This window comes from Alteromonas sp. RW2A1 (assembly GCF_001886475.1).
Lineage (GTDB): Bacteria > Pseudomonadota > Gammaproteobacteria > Enterobacterales > Alteromonadaceae > Alteromonas > Alteromonas hispanica.
The window spans coordinates 2,585,983-2,606,459 of the sequence record NZ_CP018031.1; the positions used below are offsets into that span (position 1 = coordinate 2,585,983).

Here is a 20,477-nt window from a genome sequence, read left to right on the forward strand (position 1 = left end):
TGCTTTTACCCTACAGCCAAGATTGAAGCCTTAATTTTGCCGACGTTAAAACTTGAGGGGAGAGTGTCTTGCTGTTGCAGGCACTTACGCAGCTCTTTAGCAATTATTTCCCTAGAAACCTCTGATTTTCTGTGTCCCATTGAAATACAGTTGCTTCGAATATTTTTGGCTAAATTAAAGAAAAATGGATATTCAACTTCAGGAATATCAGCAAACTTTAACAATGCTCTGAAATCATCATCATCTTTAGGTCGAATTGTATCTTTCTTCTTCCAATTTTTTATATTGTAGTCTTTAGCATGTTTAGCTCCCAACGAAGTCAATATCCTTGGCAATTCAAAAGGCCTGTTATACTCTCTTAACGAAGACTTCCAAGACTCCATTTGCTTCCTAAGCTCAAGGTTCACGTCATCATCTGACATTTCAGAGTGGTCGATTTCATTGACTATATATTTACAGCCATCTAGCTCATCATCATCTAGAAACGGCCTTAGCTTCAAGACACCATACTCATCTACAACTAAATATTTCCGATTAACTTCAATGAGCGCAACCTGCCCCGTGAGACTTTTTATTTCCCTCGTAAAAATAGTTGGTTGCATACGTCTTAGTTCAATTACTAATTCCGACAGGCTATTTTGTTTGGTCTCTTCTCTCTCGTAATTGGGAGGTGGTGGTAATAACAATCTTCTATTTTGAACGTTTGGATTATTTTTTTTAGACGTCCATAAACTCTCCCCACCGACACCATCAAAAACGTCGTTTGTTACGACAGAGGATGGTAAATTCTCTGGTTGGACTACTAGTGTGGTATGGGAACAAGGATAAGCTAATAGTTCTTTAAACCAGTAGCTAGGGGCAATTATTACCAATGTGCAAGTGATGTAGTGGTTTCTTAATTGCCTTGGGAAAACATAACCAACTCTTTCCTTACTATCATCACAAATAATTGATTCTAAAAAATTTTGGTCTTCAAGCTTTCTGCAAAGTATTACAATATTTCCGTTAATGCTGTTGAGTATCTCATTGAGACAGTTTTGCAGAACTATTTTGACTTCAATGCAACTTTTAATTAGCTTATATAACCTCTTTGCAGCAACATAAAATGATCCTTTATCTGGGCCAAAATGCTTTTTCTGCTCAAGAATCGATTTTAGTTCTTCTTCTTGCGGTTCCCTTCCCCCTAAATAATCATTCAGTATGTTTTTGTACTTGCTGCAAGTATGTTTCTGTATATCTGTTTCTGCGCTTTGATAAAGATAATTCAAAAGCTCGATATATTCTGTTATTGGTTCGTAAGAATAATTTAAATTGACAAGTTCCGGTGATGTAAAAGTTGCAAAATTAGCTACTTGACTCATCTAACCCTCCAAATTGATAAAGGGTTTGTTCCCGAAGTGATTTCAACAATGCTTTTTAGGTTTTGAGGTAATTCGTCAAATTGAAGAGCTTCGGCTGACTCTGTTCTAATAAAGAGGCTTTCTATTTCAGATTTAAACTCGACGAATCTGCTATGTGCCGTAGAGAGAAGAACAATATTGTTATTATCAATACGATCTGGGACTGTATTTATCCACACTCTGTTTTTATCGTGTTCAAGATCAACTTTATTCTCAGATGTGAACCTTATTGCGCTTTTCAAATCAACTAGGCAATTAATGCCCAGCAAATTTTTTAGTGTTGAACCATCAACTTCCTCATGAATAACTTCTTCAAAACCTCTGAATTGAGAAATAATAGAGGGAAAAAATGTACCGGAATGGGTTTGGATGTTGTTAACGGCTACATTGTTGCGATCTATCCAATCTGTGTCCTCTTGATCTCTGGCTAACTTTGCTTTGTTGTCGAAGTCGTCTAATCGGTTGAACTGCTCACAAATTGGGTTATTGCCCCGACGTAATGCAAACTTGTACCAAATGTCTCCGCCAATCTCAGTAATTTCTTGAATTTTCACTTTACTATATTTGTTAGTACCGTCGATTGGATAGTATAGATTTGTTCCTGCAGGGTAAGGGCTTGAAAGTTTTGTTTTTGCAAACTCACAGCATAATAAAGAGATTAACTTTGGATTTTTACATACCAATATAGCACAAGAGAATTGCTGATATTTAAAAGTTGATTTAACTAGTTCTTTTACCAACTCCACCTGTGGATGCACTTCTAACTCCTTTTGAAATGCCATTAACATTTTGATTTTATAACACTTATACTACAGGTTGTCACTATTAGTAAGCCAACCAGCGATACAACGAGGTTTGAATGTAAAACAATCGCGAGGTACATCCAGCTTTTGCCAGCTCTTGAATAGGTAACATCACTAGTCCACAACGAGGATAACTGATTTATCGTTTTAAACGTTACTTGGCTATCTTTAGCGGAAGGACGCTGACCTTTGTTTGAATCCCTCTTTCCGTCTTTAGGTCTTTTTCTTCCTTTGGTAATAAAAATGGCTCAACTCTTTCATTAGTATTTAAACTGGCTCCAGATTGTTTTGCTTCAACCATAGTATTCCAGTTATAAAATACTTCTCAGTGATACCGCAAGTCAATTTAGCCTCGCTGATCTCCAATTTCGTTCAGTTACTAATGCCGCTCATCATACTCGATTTGCCACCCATCATATCCCTTTCGGCTATTTGTAAATTTCTTGTAATCCTACTCATTTTTCTCATGTCTCCTAGCACCTAACATTATTGCCGAGCAATTCAAAAAAAAGACAATAGCACTAAGTGCAGCTCAAAATGTTCTTTTTATCTTTGATAAAAACCACAAACTCGGTACGAGTTTGAATAAAAACTTGAGCGCAGCTCAACAACTACTGCGTAGAGAACTGCTTTGTGAAACATAGCGGTTCTCGAAGCCGGAGTCAGCATCGCAGATTAACCACTTTTTTCGTTTGCTTCAGCAAACTTGCTGAGTATTGCACAGCAATAATCTGCAACCTTCGCAACACCGTTGTGAACACTGCGAGCGGGGTATCCCACGCGACGCTTTCCCCGAGCAGAAGACAGGGAAAATAGTGGTTAATCAGCGGTAGCTGACTCCGAGCAACGCTTATGTCGAATTCGCGCAGCAATGAGTGCGTGAGCAGCGACAAGTCGCGTCAGCTCTCGCTTGCAGAAGGGTTGCTACAACGAAGTTGTGTATGGTTTTCGTTAGAAAAACGCTGGCATTACGCAGTATGCCTAGCCTAGCGAAGCGCTGGCAGGATGCAAAGCAAACTGCTTTCCCCTGCTTATTTCCCCTCGGCTATTTCTATGTACTTGTGAAATCAAAAAAAGGAGAAGAAATGAATTACATAGAAAGAGCAATTGAAACTTCAATGCGTCACGTCTGTATATCTGCCCCTAGCGATCCGGCAGCACGGGGGTTGGTGAGAGAGAATGCTGTGATTGCAATCACTGGAGCTTTTAGCGTATCCAGTAAAACGGTTATCCAACGTCACCTAGATCTCAATCGAGAGAGCGTTAACAAACTGATTAATAGATTGAAAAAAAAAGGGGTCATATCAGTACACCCGACTTTTGCCAATACTGACCGCAGTTTTATCACCCTGACGTCTTTCGGGATTAGAGAGGCAGAACTTCTGTTGAACCGGGAACTGAATTTACGCTCAGACGTGAGCAGAGTGAACGAACGAAACCTCATCCATGATCTTTCAGTTCAGCTAATTGTTTTAAAGCTTGCAAAAGCGAAAAAAATCTCTGGATTCGCAACCGAACGTGACCTAGCGATACAACTTGAACACCGAGGAAACGACCCTAGGCTCGTAGATGCGCTAGTTGTCGACGCTAATACCGGCTCAAAAATAGCAATCGAAATGGAAGCATCAAACTCAAAAAATAAAAATAATGGAGATATACGACGCAGAATACTTACTAAATATCTTGAGGAACTGGAATCGAACGACGGCCTTTACGAGTTTGTGCATATGTACAGTCATCGCCAGCGGTTTCTAACACAGATAGAGAAAGCACATACTCGAATATTCGATAGTCGAAGTTCTCCTTTCTCTTCCAGCCAACAACGACTGCTGCTCGATAGTATAAAATTCAAATCATCTGAATGTAGTCTAATCTATGAGCTTATGTTTAATAGTAAGCGTCAATTGAGTGATGAGAACGGTGCAGCGACAAATAAGATGAACTATATTGAACAATTAGCAGAATTAGAAAAACTCGCAAAAAACACCCAGGATAGGGTAATTGAAATCAGGTTGAACGGGTTTCGCGACGCTGGAAAAGCGCTAGGAATTTTAGAATAAGTCCTTGGAGTGACCTCTGGGAGCCTTAAAGGCTCCGCTTTTTTATGGCTTCAAGCTTCAATATGCATCGAGTATCGCAATGATAAACAATACATATTTAACGCACATACCTCTATGCACGTCGAGTCAGCAGCAGGAAAGCACTGTTGAGGTTTACGGTGCGATCAATAGTGTGCTCGCCGAAGCTCATGAAACTCTAGCGATTATGGATAAAGAGTTGTCTGACTCAGCCATTATTAAATAGTCACTTACCAAGCAAACTTTTCGTATACCTTCGTTAACCACCCTAAATAGTCGATAATATTCCGTGGCGGCAGTTACTCCACGTCCGCCTCAAGTCAATTGAATAAATTAAAGAAAGTCATAGCATACTAAGGCACATCACTGTTCGCCTTAGTTCTTTCTGCGATGCTGCAAAGAACTGTTTTAGCGTTAGCGCCTCTGCCCATTAAGCAAGATATTTAATTTCGCCCGTCGATCAAAAAAAGTCAAAAAAACTAAAACTCATGGCGCGACAGAAAAAATTTCCATGCAAAAAGCTTAGTTATTTTTAGGACATCAACTAAGAGAACACAATATGAAAATAAACTATGAGAGGCTTTTTAACCATTGTTCACGCTTTAGCCGAAAATGGATGGCACTGAGCAATTCACTAGTAGCAATAGCTGCATTAAATTCATTTTTTAATACAGCTTTTGCCATAATTGGACATTTCGACAATATCGAATACCAAGCGTTAACGGATAGATTACTACTTTTATCGTTTGGCTGCATTGCGATAGCAGTGCTATTAATTTTAGTTTCTTTATATGCTACGCATAAGCTAAGAGACTCATAAAATTGAGCACCCCTAATGGGGTGCTTTTCTGTAGCAGAATATATTGTATTAAAGAAGTGTTGATTAGGTGTAACTTCATTTACCTGACAGCTATGACAAACACCAGACGTTCAACACTCTAATTAGGTGCGACTTATGCGTCACCTAATTTTTCTTGCTATCTCGACACCGTGGAGCCACAATTTCAGTGAGAATACCGGTTTAATTGAGTTTCATCACATGTTAAATCTTGATGCATAGAGCTAGGAAATACATAACAGCCCTGTTTAAAAGATTGTTCAGCAATAGTTCTAATATTTCTCAAAAACGTCGGAATAGCTTTTGCAGGGATTAGGCCATCATTCGGGAGGTTTGATAAACTAATGCGACCTCCTTTCCCTTCATCGAAAAACCATTTTTCTGCAAATTTAAATTCTTCTTGAGTAGACAGCCCTTTCGGAAATTCAACGCCAACAACTATGTCTACCGACCTGAGATTGTAATCAGACTTTAACTCTATAAAATCACTATATGGATTGATTTTTCTATGTTCGTCTCGTGCCTTGAATATTAGCGATGCGAAATCTCGGAGATGTGAATCGATATACTCACAAAATTGCTGCATAGAAGAATCTATGGAATCGTTACTCTCTAGTTCAAACCTTTGCGTTATTTCATATTCTTCGACCCTAACAGTACGCATGTAGGGCTGATGTGTTAGACCATCTCTACCTTCAAGTAGAATTTCTCCAGAAAAGCTCCCCGTACCTGAGAATGGACTACCTGAGATAATAAAGGATGCTTTTTTATATGCTTGATCGAAATCGTAATAATTTCTATATCCAAAGTTTTGAGAGACTATATCTTGTCTTTGCTGAAGAGAGCCAAGACTTTTGTCGAGCTTCTTTGCTTCTTTCTTTATTTTTTGGAGAGTTGTTTTCGTCGGAGTGTATATAGGCATTATAAATTTCCTTTAATTCTGAAATATTGTATTGCCTCGCTCAAAACACATCAGTCAAAAGAAAATATATAAGTAATTACTTGATGCAGAATGATTTCGAGAAATCTTATCCATTGCGAGGGGATGACTCTTCTGCAAAGTCAAAACTATAATATTCATTTATGAGGATATATGTCAAGATACTTAAGTGATGAGCTTGCATAATAAGCGGACTTCCACATAAAGGGCAGTAGCGCGTAGGCTAAAATCCTAGCGAAGCGACAAAGGCGAATGTTTATTGTCCAAGGAAGCGTGCAACTGGCGATTTGATTGTTAAGCTTTATCTACTGTACTCAATGGTTTAATTGCCAATTTTTCCAAAGAGCATATGTCTCATACAAAAACGGTAAGCTCATTGGAAAATAGATGTAACTTCATTCATTGGTTTATCAATTTACTGCTTAAAGCACAGTGTTGTCATCAGTCGAAGGGAAAGTCGGAAATTCGCGCATTAACGCTATCAAATAATCAATTCGCCAGCTTACGCTTTGCAGAAACTTCAGGTGAATTGGCGGGGAGAATAACGATGACAAAATCGTTAAAAAATACATAGTGGACTGCAAAGCGTTAATCAATCATCATGATTTGCCCTATTGATAATAAATAAAGAGCCTGCGACCAAAATCACCATGGGTAGTAAAAACCATAATTCCTGCATATAAAGTCCCTCGTTAAAAACCTTCTCAGAGTAGATTAAAAAATCAACCGCATTACAAGGTCCGAAGCCAATAGCGGCTCCATTACTCAAGTTCATGTCTTGTTTAAAAGAATCGTAATAATGCTTGCGACATCAACTCACGTCCATTTTTTCTACACGATTTGTCATCATAGTATCTTTGCATACCCCGCAAAACTTTGCTTATAAATAGAATGTTAACCAGTGCAAACGTCGGATTCATAGTTATGAAAAACGACGTAAGGCAAACACCGCTCATAGTACCTAACACCAAACAAATGATTTGATGATCTTCTAACTCACTCACAAATAGCTCCGGCTTTCATTCGATATCCCTCTTAGTATGTATCCCTAGTTGAAAACTTAATGAATTTTTGACGAATTGCAAATTCTTTACTGCGAGATTTAGCAGCACGAATTCGTTTGAAGATTGACTTCAACCCTGCAAGAAGGGGCTTTTAGCACTTAATAAAAAAGGGCTGCAAAGCAGCCCTCAAAGTGATTCAACCTGCTCAGCCCACTCATCAATGGCTTCGACTGAAAAGTAACGATGTTTCGTTACACCGAAAACATTTTCAAACTCTCCATCATCAACTTCATCTGAATTGATAAAACCAACGATTTGAAGCTCGAATAATAAGAACAATAAGCACCTCTCCGATGGCTCGAAATATTTCTTCCTGAACTCTTCTGGAAGCTCATTTGCGAGACCGTCTGATATAACAAACCCGTTCGTAACAAATTGCTCATTTTTATGTTCGTACACGTAATCCAGTGTCTCTGGATTGAAATACCAACATAAACGAAATTTGTCGGGCCATTGTGTTCTTGTCGCTCTTTTGAACTGATGAATGAACGTGATTTGCAGATCACGCTTCTGAGTCTTCTTTGTCATAGTTATGTCCTGTTTTAGTAAACCTCAGGATTAACTAGGCACAGATGGAGGGGGATTGTTGAAGCTATAAGATAAACTAACCTTCAGTGTATTTTCTTTGGAGCTAACCTATTCAATTTTTTAAATATTAACTTCAATTCTTTTTTTCGGTTTTTCTCTTTAATTGAGTCTTTTCTTATAACCCACTTCAATACTAACCAACTAAAATTCTCATAGAACGTTACTTGTCTCTTTTGTGATGAGCTTATAAATTCACGAAAATATAGACCAAAATCAACAACCATTGATTTGTAAGCTTCATATAAATACAATTCGTCATACAAATCATGCCTTATTGCATTTGATGCCTGCTCCCAAGTATTCAATACATACCTTATCGCTATAGTATACTCGTTACTTCTTTGTTCTGGTTGTGCCAACTCAGCGAAATCGAGTTCATTTCTTTTCGCAATAGCTTCGCCAACCTTTCTAACGTGTTCTATATATTCGTCATTATCTTGTAGTCTTTTTTGGAACTCCAAAGAATTAGCCTCTCTAGCTGTTTGACGTGAGTATGCTAGATTTAAAAGTGCAGCTGTTAGAGCAAGTGTCGCTGAAAGCAAAATCGCTGTTGCAGATATCAGTTTTTCATCTACACGATGAATTAAAAATATCCCACCTATAGACGTTATCACTACAACACCCACAAGAATGTAATTTAACTTAGTTCTCTTCTTCAAAACTCACCCACAAAAAAAGAGCCATTAGGCTCTTCTTATAATCTTAATTACATATTTGGTTAGGCAGCTGCGCCAAATCCCCAATCTTCTTCTCTATACATAGGAAACTCCCTATTTATAACCACATATACCAATAAACTATAGTCTCGATATACTATAGATGTCAACATCAAACAAAAACATCTACAAAAAAATAAAAAAACCTTTAAAATCAACAATTTAGATGATTAGTACTACTGGGCAACAGAGTTACGCTTTAGCTACGCTAAAGCGTAACTCTGTTGCCCATTCAAGTCAATGCTTTCTTTTTTCTAGTTTACAAGAGCCACATATAAAAAGCAACTTAGCTGCACGCCCCAACATAAAGATGAGTGCTGCCCCCCGTTTATGGAGTAGAGCCGAGTAAAGCCACAAGGAAAGCTTCAGATACTGTATAATGTGACAATTGTGGGACAGTTTTGGGACGCTCTTTCTACGAGCAATCAATGAGCGGGGTAAGTCATTGAAAAATAGGAGAAGTTGGTCGGTGTGAGAGGATTTGAACCTCCGACCCCTGACACCCCATGACAGTGCGCTACCAAGCTGCGCCACACACCGACCGAAAGAGCGTGTAAGTCTACTCAAATAAATCAACAATGCAACGACATTTAGCAATTAAGGCACTCAAGCGCTTAATTGCTAACCAGTTCTTTGAAATTACCTATGCGAGGGTGACATAACAAACGCCTGTCACCACTATAGCAACAATGACGTTGAGTACTATTCCTTCTCTGGCCATGGTTTTTATATCAAACTTTTCTGTTGAATACGCAATCGCGTTTGGCGCAGTTGCCACAGGTAACATAAAAGCACAGCTTGCGCTAATAGCAGCGGGGATCATAAGTAGTTTTGGATCTACGCCAACGGCTATTCCAGCTGCGGCTAATATGGGCATGAGCAGAGTTGATGTGGCGGTGTTAGACGTTATTTCAGTCAAAAACGTAACGAATAAACATATGCCCAATATCAGCAGGATTACCGGCAAAGTTGAAAGGCCGGTTAACCACGTCCCCATTAACACGCTCAACCCAGATGCAGTGAAGGCTTTAGCAATACAGATACCTCCAGCAAATAGCAGTAACATTCCCCAAGGAATATCGTTTGCTGTTTTCCAGTTTAACAACTTATCTCTGTTGCCTTTTGTATCAGGCTTTCCATCATCATTACCGCTATTGGTTAAGAACATAGCGGCAACGCCTGCAACCGCAATTGTGCTGTCACTTATAGTGGTTACACCTAGCCATGCTGTCCAAAATGGGCGAAATATCCACGCCATGGCTACGGTACCAAATATGGCTAGCACGCGTTTCTCCGCTCTCGACCATGTGCCTGGAACGGGTAAATCTATATTGCCCACTACGCTTATTCCACGGGCTAGCCATAATGCCATGATAGGTACGGCCAAAATAACGATAGGGATACCGGTTTTCATCCAATCTAAAAAGCTGTATTCAATACCCTGAGTTTCTTCATAAACACTCATAAAGATGATGTTCGGTGGAGTTCCTATAGGCGTGCCTACCCCGCCTACGCTAGCAGCGTAGGCAATACCCAAAATTAGGGCAACACCAAAACGAGGATTATCTACCGCGTTGATAATGGCGATAGCCATGGGCAACATCATCAGTATGGTAGCAGTATTACTTATCCACATACTGAGAACCGCTGTGGTTAGCATAAAACCCAATATCAACTTTATCGGGCTGCCGCTACCCGTAAGACGAAGCATATAGATGGCAAAACGTTTGTGCAGATTTGCTCGCTCTAATGCTTTAGACAGCATAAATGCCGCCATCAGCAAAATAATAACGTGACTGCCTAGAGCAGAAGCGGCCTCACTATGAGAAAGCACACCAAACAGAGGAAATAGCGCAAAAGGCAATAAGGAGGTAGCTGGAATAGGAAGCGCTTCGGTAACCCATAAAATGGCAACAAACAAAGTGATAGCGGCAGTGAAAATTATTTCACTGGGCTGCCCTACAAACCACAATGCGAGTCCACTCGCACAAGCGACTAAGAACGCGATGCCTATTATCAAGTTTTTTGATGTGGACGTTGTTTGAGGTGAGTTATTTTTATTTGTTTGAGGCGTAGTGTCCATTGCGCTTCCCAGTTACTCGTCGTATTTATTATTGATTTTATTTACTTATATAAGTACTACCAGTAATTGAAGGGAAACGCACTACCTAATCACCGCTTTGAAGGTTGAAAGTATTTCTCTCGTGTTTTGTTGGTAATGCCTTTGCTGCTACTTGCGTTGCTCATCGGATGAAATACGGCTTGCAATAGCACCATCTTGGCCTTTGTATTTTGCGTCCACTCTGGCGTTGTAAGGTTTCTCTGCCGGACTTGATAGCACTTCAAAGCTGATAGCCCCAATCTTCATGCCCGGACGAAGTGCCAATGGCAACTTTCCACTGTTATAAAATTCCAACACAATGTTCCCCGACCAACCTGGATCGATTCTATGGGCGGTTACGTGCACCATTAAACCTAGGCGAGCCAGCGAGGAGCGGCCATCTAACCAACCCACGATGTTGTCTGGCAGGGTTACCGACTCTAAAGTAACAGCAAGGGCTAACTCTTTAGGATGAAGGAAAAAGGCTTTACCCTCTTCAAGCTCAATCTCATCACTCATAACATGGTCGAGCGCTTCTTGAACTTCAACTTTCGGGCCGCTTAAATCAATGAAAGGCGCTTGATGCTCTTCAAACACCCTAAACTTGTTACCTAAACGAATATCTACCGTTACACCGCTTATCTGGTCGTAGCTTGGTGTGGGTTCTATTTTAATTTTGCCGTCTTGCAGGTATTGATTAATATCGCGGTCACACAAACGCATGATGTATTCCTCATTTCATTTGGCGGCTATTATGCGTATGTCAGGCAGTCCAATCAACTGCTAGAAGACTTGTTTTATGTGGTTTTAACAATCTTATTTTTTTAACTCTGAAATCAATTAGTCAGTTGCCATCTTTATTGCATTAGCTATCATTGCTTTTTATCTCTCCGTCATTTTTTATGTCAGCCATTAATCGACAATATCTTATCGCTGTAATCTGTGTGCTTGTTGCAATGATCACCATTCAATCAGGCGCATCACTGGCGAAGCAGCTTTTTCAGCAAGTAGGTGTATTAGGCACAATTACTTACAGAGTGGGCTTTGCTGCCATTATGCTCTGCTTGGTGTTTAAGCCTTGGCGCAATAAACCTGAACAGCTACCATCCGTTGTTGTTTATGGCTTGTGTTTAGGGGGAATGAACACTGCATTTTATTTCGCCATCGAGCGTATTCCTATTGGCATAGCTGTTGCGCTTGAATTTGTCGGGCCTCTGATGGTTGCAATATTTTCATCTAAAAATAGAGTAGATTTGTTGTGGGCATTTATGGCGATAATTGGTCTTGTATTGTTACTACCCGACTTAAGAGCCACCGACGGGCTTGATCCACTGGGCTTTATTCTGGCACTAGGGGCGGGAGCCTGCTGGGCAGGTTATATTTTATTCGGTAAAAGAACAGGTGAAAGTGGTTCTTCGGGAGCAATCGTTGCTTTGGGCATGCTAGTGGCCGCCGTTGCAATAGTGCCATTTGGTATTGCTATTCACTTTGATGAATTAATGAATGTAGCACTTATTCCCACTGGAATAGGTATTGCTCTTTTATCAAGTGCTTTACCCTACAGTTTAGAAATGATTGCGCTTAGAAAAATGCCATCTCAAAGTTTTAGTATATTAATGAGTGTAGAGCCTGCCATTGCTGCACTAGCCGGCTTTATTATACTTGGCGAGCTATTAACCCTGTGGCACTGGCTCGCCATTGCATTGGTAATAAGTGCGTCTATTGGCACTGCAGCAACACCAAAAAGCTAAGTTAGCTACCCACTATTCCTATTGGGTCGCCTTTTATATGCTTATTACTGTTTTCTCGTGGTGATAGCGTAAATGCCAGCTGCATAGAAATAGCCCTCGCGGCCTCTTGATAACTGGCCGCTATAGGGCTCTCAGGCGCGCCAATCAGCAATGGGGTTCCGGCATCGCCGTGCTCTCTTATGTGAATATCTAAGGGGAGCTGCCCTAACAGCGGTAAACCATGCCGCTCGGCAAGCTGTTCACCACCGTCTCTAGAAAACACATAGTCTTTGGTACCACATGCACGGCACTGGTAATAACTCATATTTTCCACTAACCCAAGCACAGGCACGTCGACTTTTTCAAACATGCTAATGCCCTTTTGAGCATCGGCTAAGGCTAAATCTTGTGGCGTGGTAACGATCACCGCTGCCGTAAGCGGAACTTGCTGGGCCATAGTTAATTGAATGTCACCTGTGCCTGGAGGCATATCAACTATTAAATAATCCAGTACAGGCCATAGGGTTTCGTTTAATAATTGCGTAAGCGCTCTACTTGCCATAGGGCCCCGCCATACTGCGGCGTCGTCTTGAGGCACTAAATACCCGATAGAGTTGGCCACTAACCCGTGTGCCTCCAACGGCTGCATGTGCTTATTGTCCTCACTCTCTGGATGAACGTTGGTGTTACCTAACATAATAGGAATGGAAGGCCCGTAAATATCGGCATCTAAAATACCCACTCTGGCACCTTCTTTCATAAGTGCAAAGGCAAGATTGATACTGGTTGTCGACTTCCCTACCCCACCTTTGCCGCTAGCCACAGCGATAATATTCTTGATATTCGTAATGGGTGGCAGCTTGGTGTGTTGGCTAGTAATTTGTGTTGTAAATACAAGCTGAGAACTGTGAAACTCGCTCTTTAATTGGCTCTTTAATTCACTAATCACTACGTCTTTGAGATGAGCTAGCTGGCTATTCATACAAAAAGGCAGTGTTACTTGCACAGTTTGACTTTTATCGCTGCTACCAGCATCGCGGGCACTGGCATTACTGCGGCTATCTTCTATGCTGCTGCACCACAGAAGTGTCTCATCAGTGCTTATACTAAAATAGTTGGCTAAAATAGCAGCAACCTTTTGGGCAACTGGCTCGGCTTTACGAGAAAAGAACATAAATTGCCTTACAACCTGTAGAATTGTTTTAATTACGTAATGCAAAAAACGCGGTTTTCCGCTAGTATTTGCAGCCATTTTGAAACGCAAAGAATCAATAACGTCATTATGTCAGAAAAACGCCGAATTCTGGTAACCAGTGCGTTGCCATACGCAAATGGCTCTATTCATTTAGGGCACTTGCTTGAACACATTCAAACAGACATCTGGACTCGTTTTCAGCGCCTTCGCGGAAACGAATGTTACAGTGTTTGTGCCGATGATGCACATGGCACACCGGTTATGCTTAAAGCGCAAGAGCTAGGTATAACGCCAGAAGAAATGGTTGCCCGGACGCGTGCAGAACACCACCAAGACCTCATTGGTTTTCACGTAGATTACGACAACTACTATGTAACCCACTCGCCAGAAAACAAGGCATTTTGTGAAGAAATCTATTCTCGCCTTGATAATGCCGGTTACATTAGCAAACGTGTTATCAACCAGCTTTTCGACCCTGAAAAAGAGATGTTTCTGCCAGATCGTTTTGTAAAGGGTACGTGCCCAAGCTGCGGTGCAGAAGACCAAAACGGTGATAGCTGTGATGTATGTGGTGCTACTTATAGCCCAACAGAAGTGAAGAACCCACGAAGCGTAGTATCTGGTGCTACACCAGTACTCAAAGAGTCTGAGCATTTCTTTTTCGACTTACCTAAGTTTGAAGACATGTTGAAAACGTGGATCCGATCTGGCGCGCTGCAAGAAGAAATGGCGAACAAACTACAAGAGTGGTTCACAGAAGGTCTTCAGCAGTGGGATATCAGCCGCGATGCTCCGTACTTTGGCTTTGAAATTCCAGGCGCTCCCAACAAGTTTTTCTACGTTTGGGTAGACGCTCCCGTTGGCTATATGGCCAGCTTTAAAAACTTCTGCGACCAAAACAGCCTAGAGTTTGATGATTTCTGGAAGGCTGACTCTACCGCTGAGCTTTACCACTTTATTGGTAAAGACATTACGTATTTCCACTGTCTGTTTTGGCCTGCCATGTTAGAAGGCGCCGGATATCGTAAGCCTACTGGGGTGAATATCCACGGGTTCGTTACGGTAAATGGTGCAAAAATGTCGAAGTCTCGCGGTACCTTTATAAAAGGTCGTACTTACTTAGACCACTTAAATCCAGAGTACCTGCGTTATTACTTCGCGTCTAAATTAGGCGATGGTGTGACGGATATCGATCTTAACTTCACTGATTTCGCTCAGAAAGTAAATTCAGACCTAGTGGGTAAGGTTGTTAACATTGCGAGCCGTTGTGCTAGCTTTATTACCAAGCGTTTCGACGGCAAACTATCAGACAACGTCATTGAGCCAGAGTTAATAGCCGAATTCCAAAATGCTGCAGATGGCATCGCTGACTTATTTGAAAAGCGTCGCTACCACCAAGCTATACGCGAGATTATGGCACTAGCAGACAAGGCGAATCAGTTTATTGATAACAACGCCCCTTGGGTAGCGATAAAAGACGAGACCAAACAGCAATTTACCCATGACGTATGCTCATTGGGTATCAATATGTTCCGCTTGTTGGTGATTTACCTTAAGCCAGTTTTACCTGTATTGGCTGAGAAAGCGGAAACCTTCTTAAATGATGAGTTTAACTGGGAGTCGCTACAAACATTGCTTACAGGGCACGCTATCAATAAATTTAAACCTATGATGCAGCGGGTAGAAATGGAGAAAATAGACGCTATGGTTGACGATTCAAAAGAAAGTTTAGCTCCTCAGCAGCCTGCTGTTGCACCTGATAGCCCACTAGCAAAAGATCCTATTAGCGAGACTATCTCGTTTGAAGATTTTGCAAAAGTCGACCTTCGTATTGCGCGCATCGCCAATGCTGAACACGTTGAAAAAGCAGATAAACTACTGCGCTTAGAGCTAGATTTGGGCGGCGAAACCAAGCAGGTATTTGCTGGCATTAAATCAGCCTATGCGCCAGAAGCTTTGATAGGCAAACATACCGTTATGGTTGCCAACCTAGCGCCGCGCAAAATGCGCTTTGGTTTAAGTGAAGGCATGGTACTTGTCGCCGGACCTGGTGGTGACGAGCTCTATATTCTCGAGCCTCATGAAGGCGCGAAACCCGGCATGCGTGTGAAGTAGGCAAAAAAAGCGATTAGAAGAGAGTTTGCGTATCTAAAAACGCAAACCCAAGGCCATGTTTAGCTAGCTATTACACAGCGGCTAAACGTGGCCTTTTTGTTTTTGAGAGGTAGTGCGAGCACTGGCCCCCATTGTTGAAAACTGCGGTTTAATAGCCCGTTTGGGCCTTATCGCGGTCATGGGAACCACCCGTTTTTTAGCCAGAATGACATAAACGGCGCTACACCAAGGCAAATAAGAAGATAAATAATGTTGAACCTTAGCGGCTCCCCCCCAGCGCTGCTGAAAGAAAAGCGTTGAAAACATAATTTGCCGTTGTTCTATTACTTCAAACCCTAAAAGGTGAAGCCAATCTTTTATGCGGTATGAAGAGAAAAAGCGGGCATCGTGTAAAATATTGTCACGTTTTACCGGTAAGTATTTAGCCACGCCGGCTAAGCTAAGTGGGTTGAAGCCACTAATAATAACATGACCGTCTTGCGTAATTACCCTATCCACCTCTCTTAATATTTCGTGTGGATCTTGTGCAAAATCTAATTCGTTAGCAAGCAGCAACCCATCAACACTGTTTTCTGAAAACGGTAGCTTATGGGCTTGCCCTATAACAAAGTTCTCATTACGCGGCTCATTGCGCGTTGTATTAGGTTCATTGCCAGCACCATCATTGGGCTCACTGCCTCGCTTTTCATGTTTGACACGTTCGCTGCTGGTAAAATCTGGCGTATGGTTAATTTGGTGATGAATGGGGCTTTCCAATAATTGGATCTGGGCACTTAAATTACCCACTTTTACAAAGTGATAGCCAAATATTCGCTGGGCATAATCGTTACACACGGTTTCAACTGCACGTTTTATATTATCGCCCGCGGGAAACTCGTCCCAGCTACCAGGATAGCGTGGTGGCTTTGCTCTAAACGCCGTCTTCATTATCACTGCACACGCTCTTTGGTTGCTCTGTTAACCACATGCCCCTATAGTAACGCATAATTATAGCTAAACAAGCAGGTGTATTATGCGCTCCGACACATTGGCTAAGGGTATAAGCATTCACCCTATTCCCGCTTTTAACGATAACTACATTTGGTGTATTCACGATGATAAGCATGCGGTAGTTGTCGATCCTGGCGACGCTACGCCAGTGTTGTCTTACTTGAGAGAAAACGCTTTAAAATTAGCTGCTGTATTAATAACCCACCATCACCACGACCATACCGGTGGTATTGCTAAGCTTGCGTCGGCAGTAAAAGAATTACCCATTATTGGGCCTCGAGGCGGTCACATAAAGGGCTTAACAAAAACAGTGGCGCAAGGTGATACCGTCGCCTTACCTGTTATTGATATGTCGCTTCAAGTATTGGAAGTGCCCGGACACACACTGGATCATATCGCCTTTTTCGGCCATGGTGCCCTGTTTTGTGGCGACACTTTGTTTTCAGCCGGATGCGGCCGACTTTTCGAAGGCTCGCCAGAGCAAATGCTGCATTCAATGAATAAACTTAAACGCCTACCCGACAGCACGAAAATTTACTGCGCACATGAATACACCCAAGCCAATGTGAACTTTGCGCTAGCGGCAGAGCCAGACAATAACGACCTTAAAAATTACGCCTTGTGGGTAAAAGAAAAGCGCGAACACAATGAGTGTACTCTGCCAGGTGTACTTGGTGAGCAAAAAAAGATAAACCCTTTTTTACGTTCCCATGAGCCTAGTGTAAAAGATGCGGCAGAAGCTTTCACAAGCACATCGCTTAGCGATGATGTAGCCGTTTTCGCCGCGGTTAGGCGTTGGAAAGATGAGTTTTAGTGAAAATAGTTACTGTTTCGCGTACTATGGCGCGTTTGCAGTGCTTAAAGAGGTTTCTTCATAATATGCAGTCGAAGTTGTTCCCGTTTGCGCCAATCATACTGGCGTTAGGGCTTTCAGGTTGTCAATTAACCGAAAACGAAAGCGAAAGCGAAAAATTGGCCGTCGAGGAAAATGAGAAAGCCGCGCTTGAGGCCTGTTCCGAAACCTATTTAGGCGAAGAAGAGATTGCCGATTGTGAAATTGCTCGAGACGGCGTGATTGATGTTATCCACCCAAAGGACGACATTCTTGAAGAAACCGCTGAAATCACAGAGCCAGAAAATGTAGCAGTAGCCCCAGTGATCACCGACGTTTGGCAACGCGCTAGCAACAGCTTTTCACTTCACATTCCCGACGACAATCGTGTTACGGCTCAACGAGATTGGTACTTAAAACACCCAGAATACATGGCCCGCGTAGTGAAGCGCGCAAAGCCGTTCTTGTATTATATTGTTGAAGAAATTGAAAAGCGCAACATGCCTATGGAGTTGGTGCTGCTACCTATTGTGGAAAGCGCCTTCGACCCTTTCGCGTATTCTCATGGCCGCGCCGCAGGCATGTGGCAGTTTATTCCTAGTACAGGTAAACGCTTTGGCATGCCGCAAAATTGGTGGTACGACGGCAGGCGCGACGTAATAGCCTCTACTCAAGGTGCTCTTGATTACCTCACCTATTTAAACGAAATGTTTGATGGTGACTGGTTACACGCACTTGCCGCTTACAACAGTGGTGAAGGTCGAGTTATGCGATCAATTCGCGCCAATAAACGCGCAGGCAAGCCAACGGATTTTTGGCATTTAGGCCTGCCAAGAGAAACCCGAGCCTATGTACCGAAACTGCTGGCTCTTGCCGACATTTTGAAAAACAAAAAGACCTTCGATTTCTCCTGGCCTGAAGTTGAAAATATTGCGGTTATTGAAGTGGTAGATATTGGCTCACAGGTAGACCTTGCATTTGCCGCTGAACTTGCGGATATGTCACTAAAAGAGCTTCATGGACTCAATCCAGGTTTCAATCGCTGGGCTACATCGCCAGATGGCCCCCATCGCTTAGTGTTACCCGTTGAAAAAGCAGCCTCTTTTTCACAGGCACTAGCAAAAATAGATAGAAAGGAGCGCCTTAACTGGGTTCGACATACAGTTAAAAGCGGAGATAGCCTTGGCAAAATTGCCAATCAGTACCACACTACCATCAAGGTAATTCAGCAGGTTAATGAACTCGATTCATCGATGATCCGCATTGGTCAGGCTATCATGGTACCCGTTGCATTAAAGGCATTAGACGATTACGCCCTTTCGAAAGAACAGCGCCTTGCCAGCATACAAAGTAGCAACAAGTCGAAGCAAAAAGTACGTCATACGGTTCAATCTGGCGATACGCTTTGGGACATTGCACGTAAATTTAAAGTGTCAACCAGACAATTGGCAAAATGGAATGGCATGGCACCGGGCGATATGCTTAAACCGGGCAAGACCCTTGTTATTTGGCTTGAAGGCAAAAGTGATGCTGGTGTGACGAAAAAACTTACCTATACCGTAAGAAGTGGAGACTCGCTTTCTCGCATAGCAAGCAAATTCAATGTTAAAGTGAGTGACATTAGCAAATGGAATAGCCTTAACGCTAAACAGTATTTACAGCCTGGGCAAAAGCTTAAGCTATACGTTGACGTAACTAGGCTGACATCGACAGGATAGAGGTATGTTAAAAATTAACCGGGAAAACCTGCGTAACAGCCACGAAACGCCTTGGTTAATTTTAGATTTAGTCATGCTGGGCTTGTTGTTTATAAACCTAGCATGGCTAATTTTTGATGCTCTTTATGCTACTAACTTTGTCTATCAGCAACTAGGTGTACATTTTCCTGCCGTCATAGACGCCTACGACCCCATACACAACAACTTTCTACTCGTCGACTTAGTCTTTATTGGAATATTCTTTACTGAGTTTTGTTTCCGCTGGGCAGTGGCCATAGTACGAAAAGAGCACCTTCGCTGGTACTTCTTTCCATTCTTACACTGGTACGATTTAGTGGGTCTTATCCCAACTGGCGGCACCAGACTATTTCGCTTTCTTCGCATTCTTTCTATTTTGCATCGCCTGCATAAATACGAAATTATCGACCTTAATCAAACGGCCATCTTCCGCTTCTTTGCCTTCTACTACGACGTTTTTGTAGAAGAGTTGAGCGACAGAATAGTAGTAAAGGTTTTAAGCGATGCACAAAAAGATATTTCAGCTGGCTCACCTCTTCTAGATGATATTACCAACCAAGTGCTTGCACCTCGACGCCCCGTTCTCACTCAATGGATGGCGGGAATTATCAATCATCTAGGCCAGTCGATTAGCAATGACGAACATGGCGACGTTATTCGTGAACACGTTCGAAAAAGCGTTGGCAAAGCCGTTCGGGGCAACGCCCAAGTGTCTACGCTCAATTACCTACCTGTTATCGGTAAAACCATTGAAAACACGTTAGAACAGTCTGTTACCGACATTGTCACATCGTCGCTGGTGAATTTGTTGAGTGATTTAGATTCAGAGCGCATAGACCACTTTATATCGGTTGGTTTGCATGACTACACGCCTACTGCTGATGCCCTCGATGAAGAAGTGCTTAATGTGGTTAACGAGTGCTTAGAACTTGTTAAAGCTCACGTATCGCAACAGCGCTGGAAATCGCAACTTATGGAGAAAGAGTCGAGCGTTCCGCCACCTGTTGCCCCTAAGTAATCTATTCATTTATTCTTGTCGTTTAAACATCGCCTTTCAAAACATTGTCAATAAATTGCTGTATTACGTTATTATGCCAATCCGCATAGATAATTGCCCACTCAGAAGGCGCTGGCAAGTTTCCTAGCAAAGCGTGGGAATGCAGAAATGGCTGTTCCCTTTCAAGCTCCCAGAATGAAGCTAGGAAGCTTGCCAGACCTTCCCGAAGGGCGAGTTTAAAATGTCCATACTCTTTGTTCTGTCACCTTGATTTAGAACGACTATACCTGCGGTAACACGCCGCGATTACGAACATTTTAAGTCTCGCTGAGTGGGTAAGTATCTATGCGGAAT

General features: G+C 42.1%; 18 protein-coding genes and 1 tRNA gene. 8 read left to right on the forward strand and 11 right to left on the reverse strand.

Annotated elements, in window-relative coordinates; genetic code table 11:
* Nucleotides 1-5: 5 nt before the first annotated feature.
* The 3 genes from BM528_RS11500 to BM528_RS18515 all read right to left on the reverse strand — a co-directional run bounded on the left by BM528_RS11500 (nucleotide 6) and on the right by BM528_RS18515 (nucleotide 2,504).
* Nucleotides 6-1,361: a hypothetical protein gene (locus tag BM528_RS11500; RefSeq protein WP_071979930.1), complete on the reverse strand. Its 1,356-nt coding sequence runs from the start codon at nucleotides 1,359-1,361 to the stop codon at nucleotides 6-8.
* Entirely contained in the window at nucleotides 1,358-2,158 is an 801-nt protein-coding gene (locus BM528_RS11505; protein WP_156844052.1) for a hypothetical protein, read from the reverse strand. Before BM528_RS11505 ends, BM528_RS11500 begins: the two co-directional genes overlap by 4 nt.
* 199 nt (nucleotides 2,159-2,357) lie before the next feature.
* Nucleotides 2,358-2,504 (reverse strand): hypothetical protein, encoded by a 147-nt coding sequence (locus BM528_RS18515; protein WP_156844053.1) that lies wholly within the window; start codon nucleotides 2,502-2,504, stop codon nucleotides 2,358-2,360.
* Nucleotides 2,505-3,288: 784 nt separating this feature from the next.
* Here BM528_RS18515 and BM528_RS11510 point away from each other — a divergent pair.
* On the forward strand, nucleotides 3,289-4,263 hold the full coding sequence (locus BM528_RS11510) for a hypothetical protein (RefSeq protein WP_232230480.1): 975 nt from the start codon (nucleotides 3,289-3,291) through the stop codon (nucleotides 4,261-4,263).
* A 79-nt stretch (nucleotides 4,264-4,342) separates the two neighbouring features.
* The gene (locus BM528_RS18520; protein ID WP_156844054.1) at nucleotides 4,343-4,507 is read left to right on the forward strand and encodes a hypothetical protein; all 165 of its coding nucleotides are present in this window, start codon (nucleotides 4,343-4,345) and stop codon (nucleotides 4,505-4,507) included.
* Between the two features lie 778 nt (nucleotides 4,508-5,285).
* Here BM528_RS18520 and BM528_RS11520 read toward each other — a convergent pair.
* Nucleotides 5,286-6,041 carry a hypothetical protein gene (locus BM528_RS11520; RefSeq protein ID WP_071979934.1) on the reverse strand — a complete coding sequence of 252 codons (756 nt, stop codon included), beginning with the start codon at nucleotides 6,039-6,041 and terminating at the stop codon, nucleotides 5,286-5,288.
* 367 nt (nucleotides 6,042-6,408) lie between these two features.
* On the opposite strand from BM528_RS11520, the gene BM528_RS18525 reads away from it, so the two are divergent.
* A complete protein-coding gene (locus BM528_RS18525; protein ID WP_156844055.1) occupies nucleotides 6,409-6,633 on the forward strand; it encodes a hypothetical protein in 225 nt (74 codons plus the stop codon).
* A 616-nt stretch (nucleotides 6,634-7,249) separates the two neighbouring features.
* Here BM528_RS18525 and BM528_RS11530 read toward each other — a convergent pair.
* The 5 genes from BM528_RS11530 to dcd form a co-directional block, all read right to left on the reverse strand.
* Nucleotides 7,250-7,651 carry a hypothetical protein gene (locus BM528_RS11530; protein ID WP_071979936.1) on the reverse strand — a complete coding sequence of 134 codons (402 nt, stop codon included), beginning with the start codon at nucleotides 7,649-7,651 and terminating at the stop codon, nucleotides 7,250-7,252.
* Between the two features lie 83 nt (nucleotides 7,652-7,734).
* A complete protein-coding gene (locus BM528_RS11535; RefSeq protein WP_163086008.1) occupies nucleotides 7,735-8,325 on the reverse strand; it encodes a DUF4760 domain-containing protein in 591 nt (196 codons plus the stop codon).
* 565 nt (nucleotides 8,326-8,890) lie between these two features.
* Nucleotides 8,891-8,967: transfer RNA gene (locus tag BM528_RS11540), tRNA-Pro, on the reverse strand.
* 103 nt (nucleotides 8,968-9,070) lie between these two features.
* The gene (locus BM528_RS11545) at nucleotides 9,071-10,510 is read right to left on the reverse strand and encodes an SLC13 family permease (RefSeq protein ID WP_071979938.1); all 1,440 of its coding nucleotides are present in this window, start codon (nucleotides 10,508-10,510) and stop codon (nucleotides 9,071-9,073) included.
* Nucleotides 10,511-10,657: 147 nt separating this feature from the next.
* On the reverse strand, nucleotides 10,658-11,251 hold the full coding sequence (dcd, locus tag BM528_RS11550; RefSeq protein WP_071979939.1) for a dCTP deaminase: 594 nt from the start codon (nucleotides 11,249-11,251) through the stop codon (nucleotides 10,658-10,660).
* 179 nt (nucleotides 11,252-11,430) lie between these two features.
* On the opposite strand from dcd, the gene BM528_RS11555 reads away from it, so the two are divergent.
* Nucleotides 11,431-12,279, forward strand: a complete 849-nt coding sequence (locus BM528_RS11555) for an EamA family transporter (RefSeq protein ID WP_071979940.1) — start codon at nucleotides 11,431-11,433, stop codon at nucleotides 12,277-12,279.
* 1 nt (nucleotide 12,280) lies between these two features.
* Here BM528_RS11555 and apbC read toward each other — a convergent pair whose 3' ends face one another.
* Nucleotides 12,281-13,432 carry an iron-sulfur cluster carrier protein ApbC gene (apbC, locus tag BM528_RS11560; RefSeq protein ID WP_071979941.1) on the reverse strand — a complete coding sequence of 384 codons (1,152 nt, stop codon included), beginning with the start codon at nucleotides 13,430-13,432 and terminating at the stop codon, nucleotides 12,281-12,283.
* Nucleotides 13,433-13,540: 108 nt separating this feature from the next.
* Here apbC and metG point away from each other — a divergent pair, with 108 nt between their 5' ends.
* Entirely contained in the window at nucleotides 13,541-15,568 is a 2,028-nt protein-coding gene (gene metG, locus BM528_RS11565) for a methionine--tRNA ligase (RefSeq protein ID WP_071979942.1), read from the forward strand.
* Between the two features lie 81 nt (nucleotides 15,569-15,649).
* Here metG and BM528_RS11570 read toward each other — a convergent pair whose 3' ends face one another.
* On the reverse strand, nucleotides 15,650-16,495 hold the full coding sequence (locus BM528_RS11570) for a class I SAM-dependent methyltransferase (RefSeq protein WP_071979943.1): 846 nt from the start codon (nucleotides 16,493-16,495) through the stop codon (nucleotides 15,650-15,652).
* Between the two features lie 85 nt (nucleotides 16,496-16,580).
* Here BM528_RS11570 and gloB point away from each other — a divergent pair, with 85 nt between their 5' ends.
* The 3 genes from gloB (at nucleotide 16,581) to BM528_RS11585 (ending at nucleotide 20,144) form a co-directional block, all read left to right on the forward strand.
* A complete protein-coding gene (gene gloB / locus BM528_RS11575; RefSeq protein WP_071979944.1) occupies nucleotides 16,581-17,372 on the forward strand; it encodes a hydroxyacylglutathione hydrolase in 792 nt (263 codons plus the stop codon).
* Between the two features lie 65 nt (nucleotides 17,373-17,437).
* Nucleotides 17,438-19,108 (forward strand): lytic transglycosylase, encoded by a 1,671-nt coding sequence (locus tag BM528_RS11580; protein ID WP_071979945.1) that lies wholly within the window; start codon nucleotides 17,438-17,440, stop codon nucleotides 19,106-19,108.
* Nucleotides 19,109-19,112: 4 nt separating this feature from the next.
* Entirely contained in the window at nucleotides 19,113-20,144 is a 1,032-nt protein-coding gene (locus BM528_RS11585; protein ID WP_071979946.1) for a hypothetical protein, read from the forward strand.
* Nucleotides 20,145-20,477: the final 333 nt, after the last annotated feature.